This window comes from Rhizobium sp. BK529, from assembly GCF_014194105.1.
GTDB lineage: Bacteria > Pseudomonadota > Alphaproteobacteria > Rhizobiales > Rhizobiaceae > Rhizobium.
Genome location: NZ_JACIAU010000002.1, coordinates 116169 through 136852 on the forward strand (window position 1 = coordinate 116169; position 20684 = coordinate 136852).

Sequence of the window (20684 nt, forward strand, 5' to 3'; positions counted from 1 at the left end):
GCCGGAAATTGTGTTATATCACATGAATTTTGGAATAGGCGAGGGTTTCAGCCGATCATTGAGCGAATGATGGCTGCAGTTTTTTTTGCTCCATCGAGATCGAGGGAAACGGCTGGGCGCCGTGGCGCGGCAAGCGCCTTTTCGATAGCAGTCTTGACGACTTCGAGTGTCAGCCCCTTTTCCGGCAGGATATCGGCAAGGCCGAGCGCTTTCAGTCGTTCGGCGCGTACGGTCTGTTCCGTCTCTCCCGCTGCCACGAACGGAATCAGGATCGAGCGGCAGTCGCTGCGCAGGAGATCGCCGACCGTATTGTAGCCGGCCTGCGATATCGAGACTTTCGCACCGCGCAGCAGCGACGGGAAATCCTTGCGGAAGCGGACCAGCGTAACATTGGCGGGCGCATCGTCCGAAAGCGCGGAAAAATCGGCTTCCGGAAGATTGGGGCCGGTAATCAGCAGCCAGCTCAGATAAGAAGGGAGCGACGCAGCTGCGTCGCGCGCGGCTCGGATCAGTTCAAGACCGACGGCACCGCCGCCGGCTGACGCGATGATGTCGAATACCTCGGCTGGTTCCGGCGCGGGCGGCGGCGCGACAAGGCCTGTGTAACGCAGTCGGGCGGCAATTTCGCTCGTCAGCGGAAAAGTATCTTCCAGGCGCACGAAATTCGGATCGCCGTGGATGAGCACGGCGTCGAAATGGTCCTTAATGAGTTTGACTGTTTCCTCGTCGCGTCCAGCCTTGCGATTTTCCTGCAGGATGTCGCGGACCGAACTCAGAAGCTTCGGCCGGGGTTCGGCATTTTCGATCGCATCGATCAGCGGCAGCAGTTCGAAGCGCATTTGCCGACGCCCGAAGGGGAAGGCTTCGATGATGACCACATCAGGCTTCGCCTCGTCGAAGGCTTGCAGCAGGAGGTCGCGGCGCCTGGAGAGGAATTCTTCGCCCGCCGCTTGTCCGTTGGCATCTGCAAGACCGGAAAAGCCTACGTTGCTGGCGACGACCGGTGGGAGCTCGATCGTTCTGATATTGTCGCCCGGAAAGCCGGGTACTGGCAGGCCGCCGGTGACGACCGTCACATCGAAACCGTCGCTCGCCATCGCATCGGCAATGCGGCTGGCACGGGCGATATGGCCGATTCCGAGCAGATGCTGGACATAAAAGAAGATGCGTGGAGCCGTCATGACGCCTTCTGCCATTCTGCCTCGAAGAGGCTGCTCAGCTGCCGGATGCTGGAATGATAATCGAAGTGGGTGCGCACGCGCTCTTCGGCCGCATCTCCGAGCCGCTTGCGCAGATCCGGATTGCGGATCGCCGTTTCGAGTGCCTTTGCGAGGGCTGCCGGGTCTTCGGCCGGCACGACAAGACCGTTCTCGCCGTCGGTCAACAGTTCGGGCACACCGGAGACATTGGTGGAGAGGCAGACGAGCCGCTGACTGCAGGCCTCGACCAGCACGTTCGGTAGTCCGTCGCGGTCGCCATTGGCGGCAATGCGACACGCGAGGACGAAAAGATCGGCGCGACGGTAATGATCGAGCACGTCTTCCTGGGCCAATGCGCCTTTCCAGGTAATTCGCTCGGCAAGGCCGAGCTCGGCGGCGAGCTTTTTCAGCTTGGACAGTTGCTCACCGCCGCCGATGTGGTCCATGCGCCAGTTGATCTCCGCAGGCAGTAGGGCGAGGGCGCGCAGCAGCACGTCGTAGCCCTTCTTTTCCACCGCCCGACCGACGCTGAGGATGACAGCTGGGTCGGCGGGATCGCTGCCGTCGCGGTTTGAGCGCTCGCCTGCAAAATGGCCGAAGCGAGCAAGATCAAGGCCATGATAGCTGAGGTGCACAGTATCCTTGCGCCCCGTCAGTGCCTTCATATGCTCGTAGCCATTACGCGTGCAGGTCACTGCCCAGCGGGCGCTGTCAAGCTTCTGGCCGAGGTCCCAGTCGGGCGAGGTCCAGATATCCTTCGCATGGGCCGAACAGGTCCAGGGTGTGCCGGTCAGGATGCTGGCATATTCGGCAACGGAGGCCGGGGTGTGGATGAAATGGGCGTGCAGCCACTCCCCCTGATCGGGCCATTCGCGCGCCAGGACCAGCGCCTGCCCGAGCCGGCGAAAGCGGTTCCGGGATATGTCGCGCGGCAGGTCGGCAAAGAAACGCTTCATCGCCGCGCCGAAGCCGGGTTTTGAAAAGCCGGCGATAAGGCCCTTCAGCACGCGGATGGGCTCCTCATGCAAATATTCCGGCAGATAGACGACGCGCGCCTTGATCTCGTCATGGACGGGGTGACGCTTCTTGTCGGTCGGTCGGCGCATGGAGATCAGCGTCAGGTCGAAGCCCGCCTTTTCGAGGCCGAGCAATTCCTGGGCGATGAAGGTTTCCGAAAGACGGGGATAGCCTTTCAGCACGACGAGAATCTTGCGGCGTGGCGGCAAAGGAAGGCTCTTTTATTCTGCGCCGACGAGGGAGAGATGACGTCCATGACCGTCCAGCCATGCGCCAACGGTCCGCGAAATCTGATTTAGCCCCTCGAGATGCATATTGCTGCCGCTCTTTGACGGTGGAAGCCGTGAGGGGAGCCGCTTCAGCGTCTCCGCCATGATGGCCGGGTTAGCGGATTGCTCGGGCAGCAGCATATCGATGAGGCCGAGTTCGCTCGCGCGGCGGGCGCGCAGAAGCTGCTCCTCGCGGGGAGCGACGCGCGGCACGATAAGCGCCGGCTTGTCGAAGGAGAGAATCTCGCAATAGGTGTTGTAGCCGCCCATGGCGACGACTGCGGTCGCGCCATCGATGAGCTCTTCCATATGATTGTCGAATTCGATCACCTCGATATAGGGGATCTTTTCGCCTTTCCTGACAAGTTTCGTCCGCTCGGCTGCCGGCATATAGGGACCGAGCACCACCAACGCCTTCTGCGTCAGCGTCTCGTCGGCTTCATAAGCGTTCATCACGTCGTGGACGAGGTCGGAGCCGTCGCCGCCGCCGCCTGTGGTGACGAGGATATAATCGTCCTTGCGGGCGTTCAGCGAATTCTTGCCCTTGGAAACGCTGCGCTGCAGAAAACCAACGAAATCCATCTTGCGGCGAACCCCGGCCGGCACATCGAGACCAACAAGCGGATCGTAGAAATCCGGCGGTCCGTAGACCCAGATGCTATCGTAATATTGGTCGATCTTCTGCATGACACTGTTCTTCTTCCACTCGGCTTCGAGCAGATGCGGCGCGTCCATGATTTCACGAAGGCCCAGCACGAGAACGGTGCCTTGTGCCTTCAGATAGGCAAGCGTATCTTCGACCTCGCCCTTAAGGCCCATCGGTTCCTTGTCGACGATGAAGATGTCGGGCTGGAAAGTCTCGGCGGTGTGGCGAATGCTCGACTCGCGCATCTTCAGCGTGTCCTGAAGATCGATATGACTGGCGAGCGACGTATACTCGCCATTGCGAAGCTTGATGACGCTCGGAATCTTCACGAAATCGACGCGGGCGCGGTAATCGAAGGCGCCGGCGATCGTCGCGCCCGAAATGATCAGGATATTAAGGCCGCGATAATCCTCGACGAGGGCATGGGCGATTGTCCGGCAGCGGCGCAGGTGGCCAAGGCCGAAAGTATCATGGCTGTACATGAGGATGCGTGCATCTTCGAGACGTCTGGCCATAGGCGTGCCCTCTGAGGTGGACGACATACTTCTACCACCCCCGCGGTTCGGAGGCCGTGAGCCGATAGACGCGAAGCGCTTTATCCAGCCCGAGGCTATTTGTAGGGATCTGCCGCATCACGCAAGCCATCTCCCAGAAAATTGAACGCCAATATCACCAGTACTACCGGAACGATTGGGAATAGCAACCATGGATAGAAGGCGATGACGCTGACGCTCTTGGCCTCGGTCAGCAGAATGCCCCAGCTGGTGATGGGCGGTCGCAGGCCGAGGCCGAGGAAGGAGAGCGCCGTTTCGCCGAGGATCATGCCCGGAATGGAAATGGTGGCGGACGCGATGAGGTGCGACATGAAGCCCGGCACCAGATGTCGGCCGATGATTCGCGGCGTACTGGCGCCCATCAGTTGGGCAGCCTGGACGTAATCCTCCTCGCGCAGCGCCAGTAGCTTGGAGCGCACGGCGCGAGCAAGCCCTGTCCAGTCGATGATGCCGAGAATGACGGTGATGCCGAAATAGATGACAATCGGGCTCCAAGTCACCGGCATGATGGCGGCAAGTGCCATCCACAGCGGCAGCGAAGGCAGGGATTGCAGCACTTCGATCAGTCGTTGCACGACGAGGTCGAAGATGCCACCCCAATAGCCGGCAAGACCGCCGATGACGATACCGAGCACGAAGCTGATGGCGATGCCGATGAGGCCGATGGTGAGCGAAATGCGCGCGCCGTAAAGAATACGCGACAGCACATCGCGACCAAGTCGGTCGGTCCCGAGCAGGAACATCTGTCCGCCGATTGCCGGACAGACGAGGTGAAAGTCGGACGCGATAAGTCCCCAGAACTTATAGCCATCGCCGCGGCAAAAGAAGCGGATAGGCTGGATGTCGTTTTCGTTGTTGGTATAGACGCGATGCAGCGTGTCGATATCGAGCGTCATCTTTCGGCCATAAACGAAGGGGCCGACGAAATTGCCCTGGCTATCGAAGAGACGGACCCGCTGCGGTGGCGAATGGATGAAATCGACATTGCGAGTGTGCAGACCGTAGGGTGCCAGGAACTCGACGATCAGGATCATGAAATAGACGGCGGCGAGGAAGATGCCGGATACGAGCGCCAGCCTGTGGCGCTTGAACTTCCACCACATGAGCTGCTTTTGCGAGGCAAGGTGGATGCGCGACTGCGCCGAGGTCATCGTTTCCGTTGCTATCGGATCGAAGGGAGCAGTCGAGACGTAGTGCGGCAGTGCTGCGCCAGGTGCGGGTAGGGGCGACATTATTTGGTGCTCCTGCCTTGCAGACGGATGCGGGGATCGAGGAAGCCGAGTGCTATGTCGGAGATCAGTACGCCTATGACATTCAGGAAGGCGAGGAACATCAGGAACGAACCGGCAAGATACATGTCCTGGCTCTGCAACGCCTTGATGAGCATCGGTCCGGTGGTTTCCAGTGACAGAACGATGGCGACGATCTCGGCACCGGAAATGATCGACGGCAGGATTGAGCCGATATCGGCGACGAAGAAATTGAGCGCCATACGCAGCGGGTATTTGACAAGCGCGCGCACCGGGTGCAGACCCTTGGCGCGTGCCGTCGTCACATATTGCTTCTGCATCTCGTCGAGCAGGTTGGCGCGCAGGCGGCGGATCATACCGGCTGTACCCGCAGTGCCGACGATGATCACTGGGATCCAGAGATGCGCGAGGATGGACCGCGCCTTCGCCCAACTCATCGGCTCGTTCAGAAATTGCTGGTCCATCAGATGGCCGATCGAGAGTCCGAACCAGACATTGGCGAAGTACATCAGGATCAGCGCCAGCATGAAGTTGGGGATCGCGATGCCGAGCAGACCGAGGAAGGTCAGGCCGTAATCGCCCCAGCTATATTGATGGGTTGCCGAATAGATGCCGATTGGGAAGGCAATCAGCCAGGTGAGAAGGATGGTCGAGAAGGAGACGAGGATCGTCAACCACAAGCGGTCGCCCACCACGTCGGAAACCGGCAGCTGATATTCGAAGGAATAGCCGAAATCGCCGCGCAACATGCCGCCGACCCAATAGAAATAGCGCACGATCTCCGGCTGGTCGAAGCCGTATTGATGGCGCAACTCCTCGATTTCCTGCAGGTTTGCGGTCTCGCCCTGGGCGCGCATTTCCGCGATCTGGCTTTCAAAGAAGTCGCCGGGCGGCAGCTCGATGATGACGAAGACCAGCGCCGATATCACCAGCAGCGTAGGCACCATGGCGGCGATACGCCAGAGGATATAGCGGATCATCGCTCAGGCCTCCTTGAACCAGAAGGTGTCCGGCATATAGACGCCGAGGTAGGAGGTTGGATCGAAGCCGTAAAGCGCGTGCTCCGGCACGTTCTGCATCTTGGCGGATCTGAGGATCGGCTGCAGCGTGCTGTTGATGAGGCCGATCGAGAAGACCTGTTGGGTATAGAGGGACAGCATCTTGTGCCAGATAACCTCACGCTCTTGCGTCGTAGCACTTCGGCCCCATTGGTTCAGAAGGTCCACAAGTTCGGCCGCTTCCGGCAGATCGGGCGCCTTGCCCTCCTGGCCGGCCGAAAGATAATACATGCCCCAGAGCGGCCATTGAAGCTGGTCATCCAGTGTAGGGGCTAGTCCATAGGGAGACATGTCGGCGGTCGGCACGCCATTATCCAACCCGTACCAGATCGACATCATGATCGAACCGCTCATGGCGCGGTTGCGGAACACGTCGCGCTGCGAGGTGCGGGTGAAGAGTGCCAGGCCAATATTGGCCCAATGATCGTGCACCAGCTCCAGAACGTCGGTGTCGAGGTTACTTTCGCCGGCCGTCTCGACGGTAATCTCGCAGCGGCGGCCATCTGGCAGCAAACGGATACCGTCTCTGGCGCGCTTGTCGAGGCCGAGTTCGTCGAGCAGCTTGTTGGCGGTATCCGGGTCGAAATTCACAAAGGCGTCGGCATATTCCTGCCTGAAGAGCGGGCTTTCCGGCAGCACCGTATCGGCGCTCGCCCTGCCGAGACCGTAGAAGGCGACCATATTGATCTCATGCCGATCGATCGCCAATGACAAAGCCCGACGGAAGCGCACGTCGCGGAAGACGGCGCGCCAGGTTTCGTCGGCGACATTGAGGTTCGGCAGCAGCGTGATGCGCGAGCCCCGCGCCATTTTCCAGAGTTCGACGTTTACCGGGAAGCGCTTTTCAGCCTCCTTCAGGAAGGTGTAGTCGTTGAAATCGATGCCGGTCGCCTGCAGATCGGATTCGCCCGCGCCCGCCTTGGCGGCGATGATGGACGAGGAGGAGACGTTGAGAATGAACTTGTCGAGATAGGGGAGTTGCCTGCCGTTCTCGTCGACGCGATGGAAGAAGGGATTGCGCTCGAAGATGAACTGGTCGGCAGGTGGCGCAGTGCGGTTCTGCCAGGGATCCAGCGTCGGCAGGTCCGGGTTGTTCGGCCGGGATGCGAGCGCCATTTTGATGTGCAGATCGGCCCATTTCTTAGCCCGGTTCTTTTTCATCAGGTCGTCGAGCTTGGCCTTGTCCTGAAATTCTTTGTGGAACTGCTTCAGGTAATGGCCGGGACCATAGATGACGAGCGGCAACGGGCCGGCAAGCGACGACAGAAACACCGGATTGGGCTTGTCCCAGCTATAGCGCACCGTTAGTTCGTCGAGCATTTCGAACTTGGGCAAGGAACCGTGCGGGCGTAGCTCCAGAGCGCCGCCGCCAGGCGTCAGTTCCTTGTTGAGGATGACGTCTTCCCACCAGTAGCGGAAGGCTTCCGCCGTGAAGGGATGACCGTCCGACCACTTGTGTCCCTTGCGCAGACGGAAGGTGAAGACCGTAGCATTCTCCGAGGTGAAGTCGCGCAGGATATCGGGCTGGAACTGCAGCTTGGTATCGTAGCCGACAAGCCGAGAATAGCCGTAGACGGTCATATAGCGGATATCGCGCGCACCGCCGATGATGGTCCGCACGTTGCCGCCGTAGGTGCCAGGCACCCGACCCATGTCCTTGAGATTGACGATACGCGGTTCGCTCGGAATGCGCTCAGCCATCGGGGGCAGGCTACCGTCGGCGAGCTTCGCCTTCAGGAATTCTGGTTCGTCGATCTGCTGTGCTCGAAGCAGCGAAGGCGCGATGGCCGAGCCGACTAGGCCGCCGAGAAAGATGCGGCGGGTCACCATCAGACCAGCTCCTTGGCATCGGCGCCCTTGCGGGCACGCACCAGATGACCGCCACCAAGATCGGCAAAGGCGAGTTCCGAGGCGTCGTCATGATCGGGCGAGAAGACGCGACCCCAATTCTGCTTTTCGGCTGCGCCGTTTTCCTGCAGCGCCTTGAAGTCGAGCGGTCGGTCGAGATCCGGGAAGGGAACGGCGGCAAGCAGCGATTTCGTATAGGGATGGATCGGGTTGCGCAGGATGATCTCGCGCGGCGCGATCTCGACGATATGGCCCTTGCACATGACGGCGATACGATCAGCCATATAGTCGACGACGGCGAGATTATGCGAGATGAAGAGATAGGTCAGCCCTAGCTCCTTCTGCAGGTCCTTCAGAAGGTTGAGGATCTGTGCTTGGACCGAAACGTCGAGAGCCGAGACAGGTTCATCCAGAATGATGAGCTTGGGGCCGAGGGCGAGCGCGCGGGCGATACCGATGCGCTGGCGCTGGCCGCCGGAGAAGCTATGCGGATAGCGGTTGAGATAGCGCCGGTCTAGGCCGATTGCGCCCATCAACGCTTCGACCTTCCGCTGGCGTTCGGCACTGTTACCACGGTCGTGAATCTCGAGCGGTTCGCTCAGGATGTTGCGCACTGTCATGCGCGGCGAGAGCGAGGAGACCGGGTCCTGAAAGACCATCTGAATCTTGGTGCGCAGCTCTTGCAGTTCCGAGCCCTTGACTGAGAGGACGTCGATGGCTTCCTTGCCGTCGTTGAAGACGACCGCGCCGCGATCCGGTGTCACTGCGCGCATCAGGATCTTGCTCACCGTCGTCTTGCCGCAGCCGGACTCACCAACCAGTCCCAGGCACTCGCCGCGACGAATATCGAAACTGACGTCATCGACGGCGTGTACGACGGCCGCTTCCTGCCCACCGAAGAAACCGCGTTTGCGCGTCTTGTAGGTTTTGGAAAGATTGGAGACGGAAAGCAGCACGCCGGGTGCTTCCTTCTCGACGAGCTTCTTTTTGCCGATCAGCGATTCCAGATTGACCGGGACCTCGCGAAGCGCCTTCAGCCGCTCGCCCGGCTTCATGTCAAAATGCGGAACCGCAGCCATCAGCGCTTTGAGGTAGGGATGCTGCGGATTACGGAAGATCGCATCGACGGGGCCGGCTTCCATGATCTCGCCGTGATAGATCACCACCACCTCGTCTGCCATATTGGCGACAACCCCGAGATCGTGGGTGATGAGCAGCATGGCCATGCCGAGCTTGGCCTGCAGGTCGCGAAGCAATTCGAGGATCTGCGCCTGTATCGTCACGTCGAGTGCTGTCGTCGGCTCGTCGGCAATCAGCAGCGCCGGCTTACAGATCAGCGCCATCGCGATCATGGCGCGCTGGCGCATGCCGCCGGAAAGCTCGAACGGATACATGTCGTAAGTGCGCTTTGGATTGGAAAAACCGACAAGCCCGAGCATTTCCTCGGTGCGCTCGCGCGCTTCCCTCTTGTCGGCGTCCGTGTGGATCAGGAGCACTTCGCTGATCTGGTTGCCGACCGTGTGGAGCGGTGAGAGCGACGTCATCGGCTCCTGGAAGATGGTCGCCATGCGACGGCCGCGCAGGTCGCGCATCTCAGGACTGTCACGTGACAGAGCCAAGATGTCCGTCGCCTTACCATCCAGCGGATCGGTAAAAAGGATGCGACCGCTCGCGTCTGCCGGCGCCGGCAGGATGCCCATGATCGACTGGCTGATGACGGATTTGCCGGAACCGCTTTCGCCCACGAGGGCAGTCACTTTCCCCGGCAGTATGCGAAGATTGGCTTCCTTTACGACGCGTAGCCGATCGCCGAAAACGGAGAAGGCGACATCCAGATTCTCAATACGCAACAGATCGGCTGCAGACGCCATACCAATGAAATTCCCCAGTCCTTATGTGTTCCCGTTAAGGCACACTATCGTACAGTAAACGGGGTGTCCAGTTGATGACAGGCGTGAGGAAAAAGCAGCACCTTGCGCCTGTTTTACGAGGCGTCGGGTGCGAAGGATCTCATTATACGATGCAACCGCTAAAGCGGCCGCAATGTCAGCGCGTATTTACTGAATGAACTTTTCGATCGGTGTGCGTTTTACCTGTTTCTTGTCGCGGTGAAGCATGATGACCTGCTCGGCTTCAGAAAGACCATTCTGAACGGATTCGCGGAAGCCTTCGTCGACATGGATGGTAGATGCCGGCGCACGCGGTTGCAGTACCGTCACTTTCTGGCGGATGCCGCGCAGTTTCTCCTCGCCGAGGGTGATCCACTCGCCGCCGCAATAGCCGGCGAAGGCCTGACTCGCGACGACTTCGCGGTTATATTTCTTCGTCAGAATCTGCAGGCGCTGTACCTCGTTCACTGCCGAACCAAAAGCGGAGAAGGTGAGCCGGTCTTTCAAGCCGACGTTGCCGAACATGACGTTGCCGACATGCAGGCCGATGCCATAGCCAATCTTCGGGAGCCCCTTGAACTCGCGATCCTTGTTAAGCTCTGCAACGCGCGCCTGCGCATGGTGCACGGCGGAAAGTGCGGCCTCGCAAGCGATCTTGGACGGATCCTTGTGCCGGCCACAGGGGTAGACCGCGAGAAAGCCATCACCGAGAAAGCTCAGGATTTCGCCGCCATTGCGGTTGAAGGGCGCGGCGATCGCGTCGAAGAACTGGTTCAGCGTATCGATATAGGCCTGCCGGCCTTCCTTCTCGGCATACATGGTCGATTCGCGCATGTCGGCCATGACGAGGGCCGCACGGATCGTTTCGCCGTCACCGCGGCGGACCTGGCCGTTCAGCACGCGTTTGCCGGCATCGCCGCCGAGATAGGTGGTCAGCATATTGTTGGCGAGTTTGGCAAGCACCGCCATCTTGGCGGCGACCGCCAGATGGTTCTGCATGCGCAGCAGCGCGTCGATCATGTCGTCGGAAAAACCGGCCGGGCTGTCGGTCGACCATGAACCCATCATGCCCTGCACGGAGCCATCCCCGAACGGTTGCACGAAGGCGAGATAGTCGGTGATCTTTTCCTGCCTCAGATCCTCGAAAATCGGAAATTCATTCGGGCCGTCAGGCATGATGCGACGGCGGATATGCTGCAGATTGTTGTCGAGAAGATAGAAATAGGGGCTCTGCAGGAAGCGGTCCGGCTTCTGGCCGGCCGGCATGCGGAAGCCCTCGATCGTGACCCCGCTCGCGCGCTTCCAGGTAAAGCTCAGCGCGTCGTAGAGCGGATGCAGCATCGAGAACGTCAGGTGCACGCGCGCGAGTGGCAGGCCGGCGGCGGCAAGCCGCTCGCAGAAACCGCGCACGATGTTTTCAAGGTCGTCGCCGGCCAGCGATGAATTCGTCAGCCATTCAGCAACACGGTCCAACAAAATGGAGGATACGCTGGATTCGATCGTGCTCATTCTTGGTATTATCCTCATGGCGCACGTCCATCCTGAAAACAAAAAACGCCCGGACCTGCACGTTCATGACGCGCAGATCAAAGGAATTCAGGATGTACGAGCGGTATTATCGTGTCAACGATATGCCTATGGCTCAGCCATGACACCCGCCGGCTTCCGACCTCCTGGAAACGGGGCGAGCAATCTTCGCAAATGGTTTATTATCGACTGCCAGATAGGCACGCGGTAGATGCGAAACAATGGGATTTAGAATTTTTTGTGCGTCTTGGTTGTCGGGATTGGCCAAGCCGAGTCATTTCCGCCACACCCGGCTAAGGAGGCCAGCGCGCGGCACGGACAGGCGGCGCAACGGAGCCGGGTTTAATTTGCCGCGATCATGCATTAGATCAACGGTCGGATTCACTTTTCGCATGAGGCACGGCCTTGGACGCACGCTCTTCCACCTTCGAAACGCTGTCAAAAAGGATTGAGGACCGCACGGCACGCGCCGGCATTATCGGCCTTGGTTATGTCGGTTTGCCCTTGGCGATGGCTGTGGCGCGCAGCGGCTTTGCAGTGATCGGCTTCGATATCGACCCGAAGAAGATCGTCGCGCTGGATGCGCGCCACTCCTATATCGATGCGGTGACCAATGAGGTATTGGCAGCCGAGATCGATGCGGGACGTTTTTTCTCGACGACCGATTTCGCCGGTCTTGCGGATTGCGACGTGATCGTCATCTGCGTTCCGACGCCGCTCACCAAACATCGCGATCCCGATCTTTCCTTCGTGGAAACGACGTCGCGTTCGATCGGCGCCCACTTGCGGCCGGGTCAGCTGATCGTGCTGGAATCAACCACCTATCCCGGTACGACCGATGATATCGTGAAGGTCATTCTCGAAGAGACGGGGCTCAAATCCGGTTCCGACTTCTTCATCGGCTTTTCGCCGGAGCGCGAGGATCCTGGCAATCAGCATTACCGCACCGCGACCATCCCAAAGGTCGTCGCCGGGGATGGCGCGGAAGCCCTGTCGCTGATGAAATCCTTCTATGGGGCAGCCGTCTCGACCGTCGTTCCCGTCTCCTCCAACGCGACAGCTGAGGCTGTGAAGCTCACCGAAAACATCTTCCGTTCGGTCAATATTGCCCTCGTCAACGAGTTGAAGACCGTTTATGCGGCGATGGGCATCGATATCTGGGAAGTCATCGATGCGGCGAAGACCAAACCCTTCGGCTATATGCCCTTCTATCCCGGCCCCGGCCTCGGCGGCCACTGCATTCCGATCGATCCTTTCTATCTCACCTGGAAATCGCGTGAATATGAGCTGCCGACCCGGTTCATCGAACTTGCCGGCGAAATCAACTCGGCAATGCCGCGTTATGTCGTCGGCAAGCTGGCTGAGGCTCTGGATATCCAGGCGGGCAAGGCGCTCAGCCGCTCTCGCGTCCTTGTCCTTGGTCTTGCCTACAAGAAGAACGTTGCCGATATCAGGGAAAGCCCGTCACTGCGGCTGATCGAAATCATCGAGGAGCGCGGCGGCAAGGCGGATTATCATGATCCCTTCGTCGCGGAGATTCCGCCTACCCGTGAATACCAGGCGCTGAAGGGCCGCAAATCCATCGGTCTGACGCCGGATGCCATTGCGGGATATGACGCGGTTCTCATCGCGACCGATCACGACATCATCGATTATGCAGCTCTTTCAAAGAGCGCCAAACTGATCGTCGACACCCGGAACGTCCTCAGCCGCCTCGGTCTCTCGGCCGATCACGTCATCAAGGCGTGACGAGCACGCCGGAAAGCTGCTTGCCGGTGATCTGGCTGGCGGCGACGGCATAGCCGCCGGCGGCGCCGTCGATGAAGTGCATGTGATCGCGCGACAGGGGAGTGGGCACGAAGCAGGTCATTAAGGCCGACGACTGGCGGTGCAGGCCGTAGCGCGCCACGCCTTTTTCCTGTGCCTGTTTCAGCAGCGTCTCGATGCGGGCGAGGTGGGCTGCATCCACATCGATGGTCATCTTCAGGCCGTCGTCGAACTTTCGGAAATCCGAATTGCCCGAGACGTCCCGCTTGTAGCGGCGCGCGTTGAAATGGGCGAAGGTGATGCCGAATTTGTGCAGGAAAATGATCAGGCCGGTTTGCAGGAGGATGAACAGCTTTTGCCGCAGCCGTTTGCCTTTAGGCGCCGTGGCATTCGCCTCGCGATTGATGCCCTTCATCGAAAAGGCAAGCTCCGGCCCATCTTCCGGCACCGGATGACCATTGCGGTTCTGTTCGGCGGTGATGGAAACGATGCCGGCAACGAGGGCCTGGAATTCCGGCCCCGGCCCGGCTTCGCCCGGCACGGCAATGATCGAGACGATTGCGCCATTATGCGCCTCGATCGGGCTCCAGCGGCAAGAGAGGCCGGCGAGGTCCGGCCGGGTGCCCGGCGCGGCCTTCTCGACGCCATAGCGGCCCATCTTCATGTTCTTCTCGGCCCAGCTCGTGCCGCCGCCTGAAAACATCGCATAGGTGACATAAGGACTTGCCGAATAGCGGGCCACCCGCACATCGAGACCTTCCGAGCGGATATCGGCGATCGGCACGATGGCGATGCGCAGATCGAGGTCAAGGTCCTCCTTCACCCAGACCTGCGTAGCGGCGAGTGCCTCGCGGGCGGCCGCCTCGAGTGATCCAGGCAAGGCGATCAGCGCCCCGTCGCCGCCGAAGACGAAGGGATAATCACCCTTGCTGACGGCATTCAGCACCGCTGAGATGACGCTGGCGCCGGCCATGTTGACGTCCTTGTAGCGCCCGCCGGCGATCGCCTTGGTCGAACCGACAATATCAGCCATCGCCAGCACCCATCCTTCGGGGAGCGGCTGGTAATTGCTCTCATCGGTCACGCCCTCGAAATCGGTAAAGACCGGTACGCCGGCGAAGAATGCGTCGTTGGACATCTCGTTCATCGCGTCGAGTTTATCACAGACCCGCATTACCGCTGCAACGGCAATTTGCGTTTGTGGCAATCGACTTGCACCGTCTCGATATGGTAGCACCGCTGACATATTTTATTACGGACGGGACAAGATGAGCCGCCTCGACAGTTTCATTCGCCGATTGACGGCTCAACGCGATATTCTCAACGCCATCATCGATCTGGTAGACGAAGTTGACGGGCCGGTGCTCGAATTCGGCCTCGGCAACGGACGCACCTACGACCATCTGCGTGAGCATTTTTCCGACCGCCGTATCATTGCCTTCGATTGGGAAATACGCTCCTATTCCGCCTCCACGCCGCCAGCGGAAAACATCGTGACGGGTAATATCCGCGATACCGGCCAGGCGTTCCTTGGGATCAATGCAGCGCTCGCCCATGCCGATATCGGCACCGGCCATGATGAAATCGACGCGGTGACGCTGACCTGGCTGCCGCAGTTGATCGCCGGCGTGCTTACCCATCGCGGCATTGCCGTCAGCGGCCTGCCGCTGGACCATCCCGAGCTTCTGTCTCTGCCATTGCCCGATGGCATCAAGGAAGGCCGTTATTTCCTCTACCGCAGGAAATAATGCCGGCTCAATACAGCCCCGTTGCTTCGGACCTGGAGAGCTAGGGCAGGAAAAGCACGTTGTATTGATCGAAACTGCCAGGCAGGTCGCGGACCTTCATTTCATCCTCGCGGTCCTCGAAGACGACGAGACAATGCTCGTAGAAGCCTGCAAGCATATCGATGAAGGCCTTCGTGCCTTCCGGGCCGTAAAAGAGAGGGGAGAATTCCATATAAAGTGGCACGCGGCGAGCAAGCAGCGACTGCATCGATCGGCAGGCGACCGGCTCGTAACCTTCGATATCCATCCAGACAAGACCAATCGAGTCCGAATCGACGGAAAGTTCGGCAAGAATTTCGGGAACCGGCTTCACCGGCACGCTGATCTTCGCATCCCTGGGGCTCTGGCGGATGGCGCTGCTCTTGCCGTGATTGGCGCTGTTCAGGAAGAAGTCGATCTCGCCTTCGATCTCGCCGGCAGCGCAATTGACGAGCCGGACTTTCTCTTCCAGCCGGTTCTGGCGGATATTGAGCGCAAGCAGCGGGAAGTTGCGCGGGTCGGGCTCGATGCTGACTATGTGGGCGTAGGCGCCGCTCAGCGCGAAATAGACGGTCTGGGTGCCGATATTGGCGCCGATCTCAAGCAGTGTCGTGTCCTTTCTCAATAGGCCACGTTCGCGCAGGATGACAATGAGGCGGTCAACCGCCTCGCGCTCGAAATGGCCCTTTCGGAAGATCTTGCGACCGATATAATCCGAGGGCGAGAAAGTCATCAGATGGTCGCCGGCGTCGACCGTCATCGAGACCACGCGCGGGCCGATGTTCTCGATCAGCAGGCGGCGGCCGAAACGGGTATCGAAGAGGCGCGAGGCAGCGGCATTGCGCGCCTTGCGGAGGCGGCGGCTCCAGTATTTGGCGGTAAGCCAGGGCTTGCCGGACATCAGGCTTTTCCTTCGAGCGGTTCTGCCGCCTTCTCTCTCGGAATGACATAGACTTTCAAGGGCAGGGCCCGGCCGCGCACGTTGATTTCGCAGCTTTCAACTGTACGAGGGTCGATGCCGGCACGCGTCGCGACCGGCTCGGATATGACGATCGCGGCGTCGAGTTCTTTGGCGGCCGTCTCCAGACGGCTGGCGACATTGACCGTGTCGCCGACGGCAGTGAGGCTGCGCACGCGCCCGTAGCCCATCGTGCCGACGACAGCTGGGCCGGTGTGGATGCCGATGACGATCTGAAGCGGCAAAGGCAGTTCGTCGGAGAGTTCGGCGGCGAGCTTGTCCACTTCGGCAACGATCGTGGTCGCGGCCGAAATTGCTTGCCGGCAGGCTTCCTCGGGTGACGCATTGAGGCCGAAGAGTGCCATTGCGCCGTCGCCGATGAACTTGTCGAGCCGTCCGCCGGCCTGTTCCACCGCCTTGCCGACGATGCCGAAATAGCGGTTGAGCAGGAAAACGACGTCGAAAGGCAGGCGGGTTTCGGTGAGCGTCGTGAAATGCCGCATGTCACAGAAGAGCACGGCGATCTCGCGCTCGCGGCCGGGGCTGGTTTCCTGGCTGTTGGCAGGAAGGGCAGCTTCGGTCTGTGGCACGAGCAGCGGTGCGACGGTCACGTCCCTGTCCGGGCGGAGCTGACAGGCAAGGCGCACGTCCGGTGCGGCATTTATACGCTTCAATGTCGTCTGCTCCAGCTTGTCGGGCGGCGGCAGGGTCCAATAATCGCTGAGGATCTGCACGCGGCAGGTGGAGCACTGGCCCTTGCCGCCGCAGACCGAATAATGCGGCAGGCCCCCGAGCCGGCTTGCTTCCAGCACGGTGAAACCGCGGGGTACTCGAACTGTCTCTCCGCCGGCATAGCGAACCGCTACCTGGTTCGCCCGCTCCTTCAGCCTGCGGCGCGCGCGTGCCAGAATGACGATGCCAAGGGCAGCGGAGAAGCTGCCATAGAGCCCGGCGCGGATCGTCGCGACTTGCTCGCGCGCCTCCGGATCGTTGTAATAGAGGGTGTTGATCGTTTCCTCATAGTGACCGGATTCCGCCTTGATAAAGGAGGGATCGGACAGCGTGCGGCCCATCTCGACGAAGCCGAGCAGCGCCAGCACCGGCAGAAGGATGGCGACCGCCAGAAGCAGCGAAGCGGAATTGTCGTACCAGGGCCGATAGCGCAGCCAGAAATGTACGCCAATGCAGCCGTGGATCCACACGACGAGCAGCGCGAAAGTCTGGCGTACGCCATTATCGGGCGAGTTGATCCAGAGCGTGCGGACGATCGTCTCGTAATTGTCGGTATAGCTGTAGAGCGCATGGACGATGCGCGTGCCGACGACATGGTCGATGAGCAGTAGCGGGATCAAAAGGCCGAGGGCGATCTGCGCCATCTCGTTTTTTGGCATGACGAGGCTGCGGCGCACATAGAGGCCACGCAGCACGAGCGTCATGTGGACGAGGACGGAGGCATAGAAAACCAGGGTGCCCAGCGGATTGCGCCAGATCGCCAGAAAGAGCCGGCGCCCGTCATCGGCAGCTGACAGCGAAACGAGCCCCAGCGCATGGTTCGACATATGCAGGATAATGAAGACGAACATCACGAGGCCGGAAGCGAGTCTGGCCCTCCTGATCGTACGTTCCGAAAAAATCCCTGTGGCCCAGTCCGTCGTCATCAATTCCTGTTCTTGAAGCTCAAATCGCAAATGCACTAGAGAAGACGAAAAGGGTGGAATTATCGTCTCGTCTGATCACGATTGCTTCGATATGCCTGCCCGTATCGCTCAAGGATAGTGACAATAGCGGAAATTTTCGCTTACGGCGTGAGCGCCGATTGGAAACACACTGTCATACGCGGAGTGTCCGATGCGGATTGCTTTCTATGCGCCGATGAAATCGCCAAATCATCCAGTGCCTTCAGGCGACCGGCTGATGGCGCGGCTGTTGATCCGTGCCCTGGAGATGGCCGGACATACGGTCGAAGTCGTGTCCGAGTTCCGCGTCCACGCCGGCACGTCGGAGGCGGCGGCCGGTGTGCTTGCGAAGACGGAAGAAGAATTCGAGCGACTGCGACGCAAATGGCGCAACGAGACGAGGCCGGAACTCTGGTTCAGTTACCATCCCTATTACAAGTCCCCGGATCTCTTCGGTCCCGCGTTCGCGGAACAGTTCGCCATTCCCTATGTCACGGCGGAAGCCTCTTATTCGCGCAAGCGGGACGGGATGGGCTGGGCCTTCTTCCAGAAACCGGTGGGGGACGCGATCCGCCAGGCAGCGGTTAATATCGCCTTCACCGAACGCGACCGGAAAGGATTGGAAGAGGTCTTTCCAGAAGCGCGAATTGCTGAAGTAAGGCCGTTCATCGACGCGGCGCTGTTCGAAGCGATCACGCCCGCGCCCGATCCGCTACGCTTGATGACCGTGGCCATGATGCGGGCCGGTGACAAGATGGAGAGCTACAAGCTGCTCGCAACGGCACTGCACGTAATCGAGGATCGGCCCTGGACGCTCGAGATTATCGGCGACGGTCCGCTCAGGACTGAGGTGGAGGCGCTGTTTGCCGGCTTTGCGCCCGGCCGAATCGACTGGCTCGGCCAAAGGGGGCCGGAAGAGATCGCCCTATTGCTTTCGAAGGGCGGCATCTATGTCTGGCCGGGCTGCGGAGAAGCCTACGGACTTGCCTATCTCGAGGCGCAGGCGGCAGGCCTTCCTGTTGTGGCGCAAAGGACCGCAGGTGTGCCTGCCGTGGTGGAAGCCGATATGACAGGGTTCTTGACGCCCGATGGCGATGTGGAAGCTTTTGCGCAGGCTATTGCCGGACTGCTGGATGACCGGGCGCGCCGTGACGCCTTGGCCGCCGCCGCCCGCCGCTTCGTCATCGACAAACGTTCGCTTGCCGGCGCGGCACGAGAACTGGATATGATCCTACGTAATCATGCAGGAGCAGCACATGATCGATAGCACCATCCGCGAGCCGCTATATCGGGAGCTGGATCGCTGGCACGACGCCGGCCGCATGGCGCGGCTTTGGCTGCGGGATGACGATGCGGTCGAGCCGACGGCGGCCCTGGAGCGGCTGCTTTCCGAGACGAAGAGCTATGGCATTCCTGTTACGCTCGCGGTCATCCCGGCGTCGACCGGAGAGGCGCTGGCCGCGCGGCTTGCAGATGAGGTGCATGTCGGCGTGGCCGTTCACGGCTGGGCGCATCACAATTATGCCGGACCCCACGAAAAGAAGCAGGAGCTCGGCGGAGCACGCCCGGAAGAGGCGATTCTCGGCGAGCTCTATGAGGGCTTCCTGAAGTTGAAGGGGCTCTATCCGTCGCATTTTCTCGCCATGCTGGTTCCGCCATGGAATCGGATCGACAACGGCCTCATTCGCAAGCTGCCTGCGCTCGGATTTGAATCCCTCTCCACCTACGGACGCATCAGGGGCGAAAGCCCCCTCGCCATCGTCAATTCCCATGTTGACCTCATGGACTGGCACGGCACGCGCGGCGGGCGGCCGGCGGCAGACCTGATCGGCGAAGTGGTCGCGGAACTGCAGGATCGGTTTAACGGTCGCAACGAGCCCATCGGCATACTCGGGCATCATCTGGTGCATGATGCGGCGGCCTGGGACTTCCTTGCCGAATTCTTCGAGGCGACGTCGGGCCATCCGGCGGTGGAATGGGCCTCCGCTGCCGCACTCGTGCAGGATCAGATATCGAGAACCTGATTGTCGCGGGCAGCGAAGGCGCCGGCAAAGGCGGCCTGGGCCTGGCTTTCCATGATGCCAAGCTGTTCATCGGTGCGCGAAGGCGCATGATGGAAGAGAGCGAAACGCTTGGCGCCGGCCATCTTTGCAAGTTCGGTGCCGTGCTGCCATGTGGAATGGCCGAAGCCCTTGAAGCGCTGCATCTCGTCTTCATTGTAGGTGCAGTCGTAGACGACCAGATCGGCGTCCTTCATCATTTCGAGGGCTACCGGATCGCAGGTACCGGGCGTGTGCTCGATGTCGTAGATCAGCGAAACGGTGCGGCCCTTCCAGCGGATGCGATAGCCGATCGCCCCGCCGGGATGGTTCAGCATATAGGTCTGCATCTCTACACCGTCATGCGGGGTCAGTGTCTGGCCCGCATGGAAATCGCGGAAATTCATCGTCGCCTGACAGATATCGGTCTTTACCGGGAACCAGGGCGGGCTGATGAACTGCTCGACCATTTCGCGCGTGCTCATCTTGCCGTCGAGATGACCAGACCAGATGTTGACGTTGATCGACGGGTAGTAGATGGCCTTGAAGAAGGGTAGGCCGATGATGTGATCGTAATGGCAGTGGCTGAAGAAGAGATCGACATCGTGGACGTCATCAGCAATGAGAGACAGGCCGGCTTCACGCAGGCCGGAGCCTGCGTCGAACAGCATCCGGTGCTCCCCACAGCGGATTTCAACGCAGGAGGTGTTGCCTCCATAGCGGTCGAATTCTGGGCCTGACACGGGGATACTGCCCCGTACGCCCCAAAATTTTACCTGAAACAGATCGTTACTCATCTTCTTTCAAACCAGCTTTCCCGCTTCACCATCGTAGTCACCATCGATCCCGATGCGAAGCTGCAGAATTCCACGGGTTTGCCTATGTCTCCTCGCACTCTTCCAACGGCTAGCCGAAGAAGAAGTAGATTTTCCTAAGCAATCGGCTTTTGGCTCAGAATGCAAGCCGGTATGGTTTGTTTTCTGTAAACGTTCCGGCATGGGCGAGCTCGCGACATTTCCGCGGATCATGCATCTTAAATGGTTGCGCGCGACTGAAAATGCAAATTCTTGGCTTTTACCGGTTTTGATGCCGTGTGAACGATAGGCTGCCTGATCAAACGATATGTCGGAAAAGCCGGCATGTTGGCACCGGGATTACAATTACTGCGCTAAAGAGCCGAGGCTCTTTCTGCCGACGATATTGTCACGAAACCGAAACCAA

Annotated in this window: 16 protein-coding genes; 4 read left to right on the forward strand and 12 right to left on the reverse strand. The window is 59.9% G+C overall.

The genetic code is table 11. From position 1 onward, the window contains the following. Nucleotides 1-47 precede the first annotated feature (47 nt). The 8 genes from FHX08_RS17650 to FHX08_RS17685 form a co-directional block, all read right to left on the reverse strand. Entirely contained in the window at nt 48-1181 is a 1134-nt protein-coding gene (locus tag FHX08_RS17650) for a glycosyltransferase family protein (RefSeq protein WP_184327580.1), read from the reverse strand. Then, the gene (locus FHX08_RS17655) at nt 1178-2425 is read right to left on the reverse strand and encodes a glycosyltransferase (protein WP_184327394.1); all 1248 of its coding nucleotides are present in this window, start codon (nt 2423-2425) and stop codon (nt 1178-1180) included. The genes FHX08_RS17650 and FHX08_RS17655 overlap by 4 nt, the downstream gene beginning before the upstream one ends. Nucleotides 2426-2437: 12 nt before the next feature. Beyond that, entirely contained in the window at nt 2438-3646 is a 1209-nt protein-coding gene (locus FHX08_RS17660) for a glycosyltransferase family protein (protein WP_132654561.1), read from the reverse strand. 95 nt (nt 3647-3741) lie between these two features. Continuing rightward, entirely contained in the window at nt 3742-4917 is a 1176-nt protein-coding gene (locus FHX08_RS17665) for an ABC transporter permease (protein WP_184327395.1), read from the reverse strand. Beyond that, nucleotides 4917-5915, reverse strand: coding sequence for an ABC transporter permease (locus FHX08_RS17670; RefSeq protein WP_132654565.1), 999 nt, complete (start codon nt 5913-5915; stop codon nt 4917-4919). The genes FHX08_RS17665 and FHX08_RS17670 overlap by 1 nt, the downstream gene beginning before the upstream one ends. Before the next feature lie 3 nt (nt 5916-5918). Beyond that, nucleotides 5919-7823, reverse strand: a complete 1905-nt coding sequence (locus FHX08_RS17675) for an ABC transporter substrate-binding protein (RefSeq protein WP_184327396.1) — start codon at nt 7821-7823, stop codon at nt 5919-5921. After that, nucleotides 7823-9712: an ABC transporter ATP-binding protein gene (locus FHX08_RS17680; RefSeq protein WP_184327397.1), complete on the reverse strand. Its 1890-nt coding sequence runs from the start codon at nt 9710-9712 to the stop codon at nt 7823-7825. Before FHX08_RS17680 ends, FHX08_RS17675 begins: the two co-directional genes overlap by 1 nt. A 186-nt stretch (nt 9713-9898) precedes the next feature. Continuing rightward, the gene (locus FHX08_RS17685; RefSeq protein ID WP_132654571.1) at nt 9899-11239 is read right to left on the reverse strand and encodes an adenylate/guanylate cyclase domain-containing protein; all 1341 of its coding nucleotides are present in this window, start codon (nt 11237-11239) and stop codon (nt 9899-9901) included. Between the two features lie 423 nt (nt 11240-11662). Between FHX08_RS17685 and FHX08_RS17690 the strand changes: the two genes are divergently transcribed. Further along, complete coding sequence (locus tag FHX08_RS17690) at nt 11663-13006, forward strand: nucleotide sugar dehydrogenase (RefSeq protein WP_132654573.1); 1344 nt, start codon at nt 11663-11665, stop codon at nt 13004-13006. On the opposite strand, the gene FHX08_RS17695 is transcribed toward FHX08_RS17690, so the two are convergent. Beyond that, nucleotides 12996-14171 carry a DUF3095 domain-containing protein gene (locus FHX08_RS17695; RefSeq protein WP_184327582.1) on the reverse strand — a complete coding sequence of 392 codons (1176 nt, stop codon included), beginning with the start codon at nt 14169-14171 and terminating at the stop codon, nt 12996-12998. The genes FHX08_RS17690 and FHX08_RS17695 overlap by 11 nt on opposite strands. Nucleotides 14172-14292: 121 nt before the next feature. Between FHX08_RS17695 and FHX08_RS17700 the strand changes: the two genes are divergently transcribed. Further along, nucleotides 14293-14772 (forward strand): class I SAM-dependent methyltransferase, encoded by a 480-nt coding sequence (locus FHX08_RS17700; protein WP_132654577.1) that lies wholly within the window; start codon nt 14293-14295, stop codon nt 14770-14772. Nucleotides 14773-14812: 40 nt separating this feature from the next. On the opposite strand, the gene FHX08_RS17705 is transcribed toward FHX08_RS17700, so the two are convergent. Next, nucleotides 14813-15691, reverse strand: a complete 879-nt coding sequence (locus FHX08_RS17705) for an FkbM family methyltransferase (protein WP_184327398.1) — start codon at nt 15689-15691, stop codon at nt 14813-14815. Then, nucleotides 15691-17406 carry an adenylate/guanylate cyclase domain-containing protein gene (locus tag FHX08_RS17710; protein WP_184327399.1) on the reverse strand — a complete coding sequence of 572 codons (1716 nt, stop codon included), beginning with the start codon at nt 17404-17406 and terminating at the stop codon, nt 15691-15693. The genes FHX08_RS17705 and FHX08_RS17710 overlap by 1 nt, the downstream gene beginning before the upstream one ends. 190 nt (nt 17407-17596) lie before the next feature. Here FHX08_RS17710 and FHX08_RS17715 point away from each other — a divergent pair, with 190 nt between their 5' ends. Together FHX08_RS17715 and FHX08_RS17720 are read left to right on the forward strand one after the other, a co-directional pair. Beyond that, a complete protein-coding gene (locus tag FHX08_RS17715) occupies nt 17597-18691 on the forward strand; it encodes a glycosyltransferase family 4 protein (RefSeq protein WP_184327400.1) in 1095 nt (364 codons plus the stop codon). Continuing rightward, the gene (locus FHX08_RS17720) at nt 18681-19448 is read left to right on the forward strand and encodes a polysaccharide deacetylase family protein (RefSeq protein WP_132654585.1); all 768 of its coding nucleotides are present in this window, start codon (nt 18681-18683) and stop codon (nt 19446-19448) included. Before FHX08_RS17715 ends, FHX08_RS17720 begins: the two co-directional genes overlap by 11 nt. Here the strand turns inward: FHX08_RS17720 and FHX08_RS17725 are convergent. Beyond that, on the reverse strand, nt 19430-20260 hold the full coding sequence (locus tag FHX08_RS17725; protein ID WP_184327401.1) for an MBL fold metallo-hydrolase: 831 nt from the start codon (nt 20258-20260) through the stop codon (nt 19430-19432). The two genes, FHX08_RS17720 and FHX08_RS17725, sit on opposite strands and share 19 nt — an antisense overlap. Nucleotides 20261-20684: the final 424 nt, after the last annotated feature.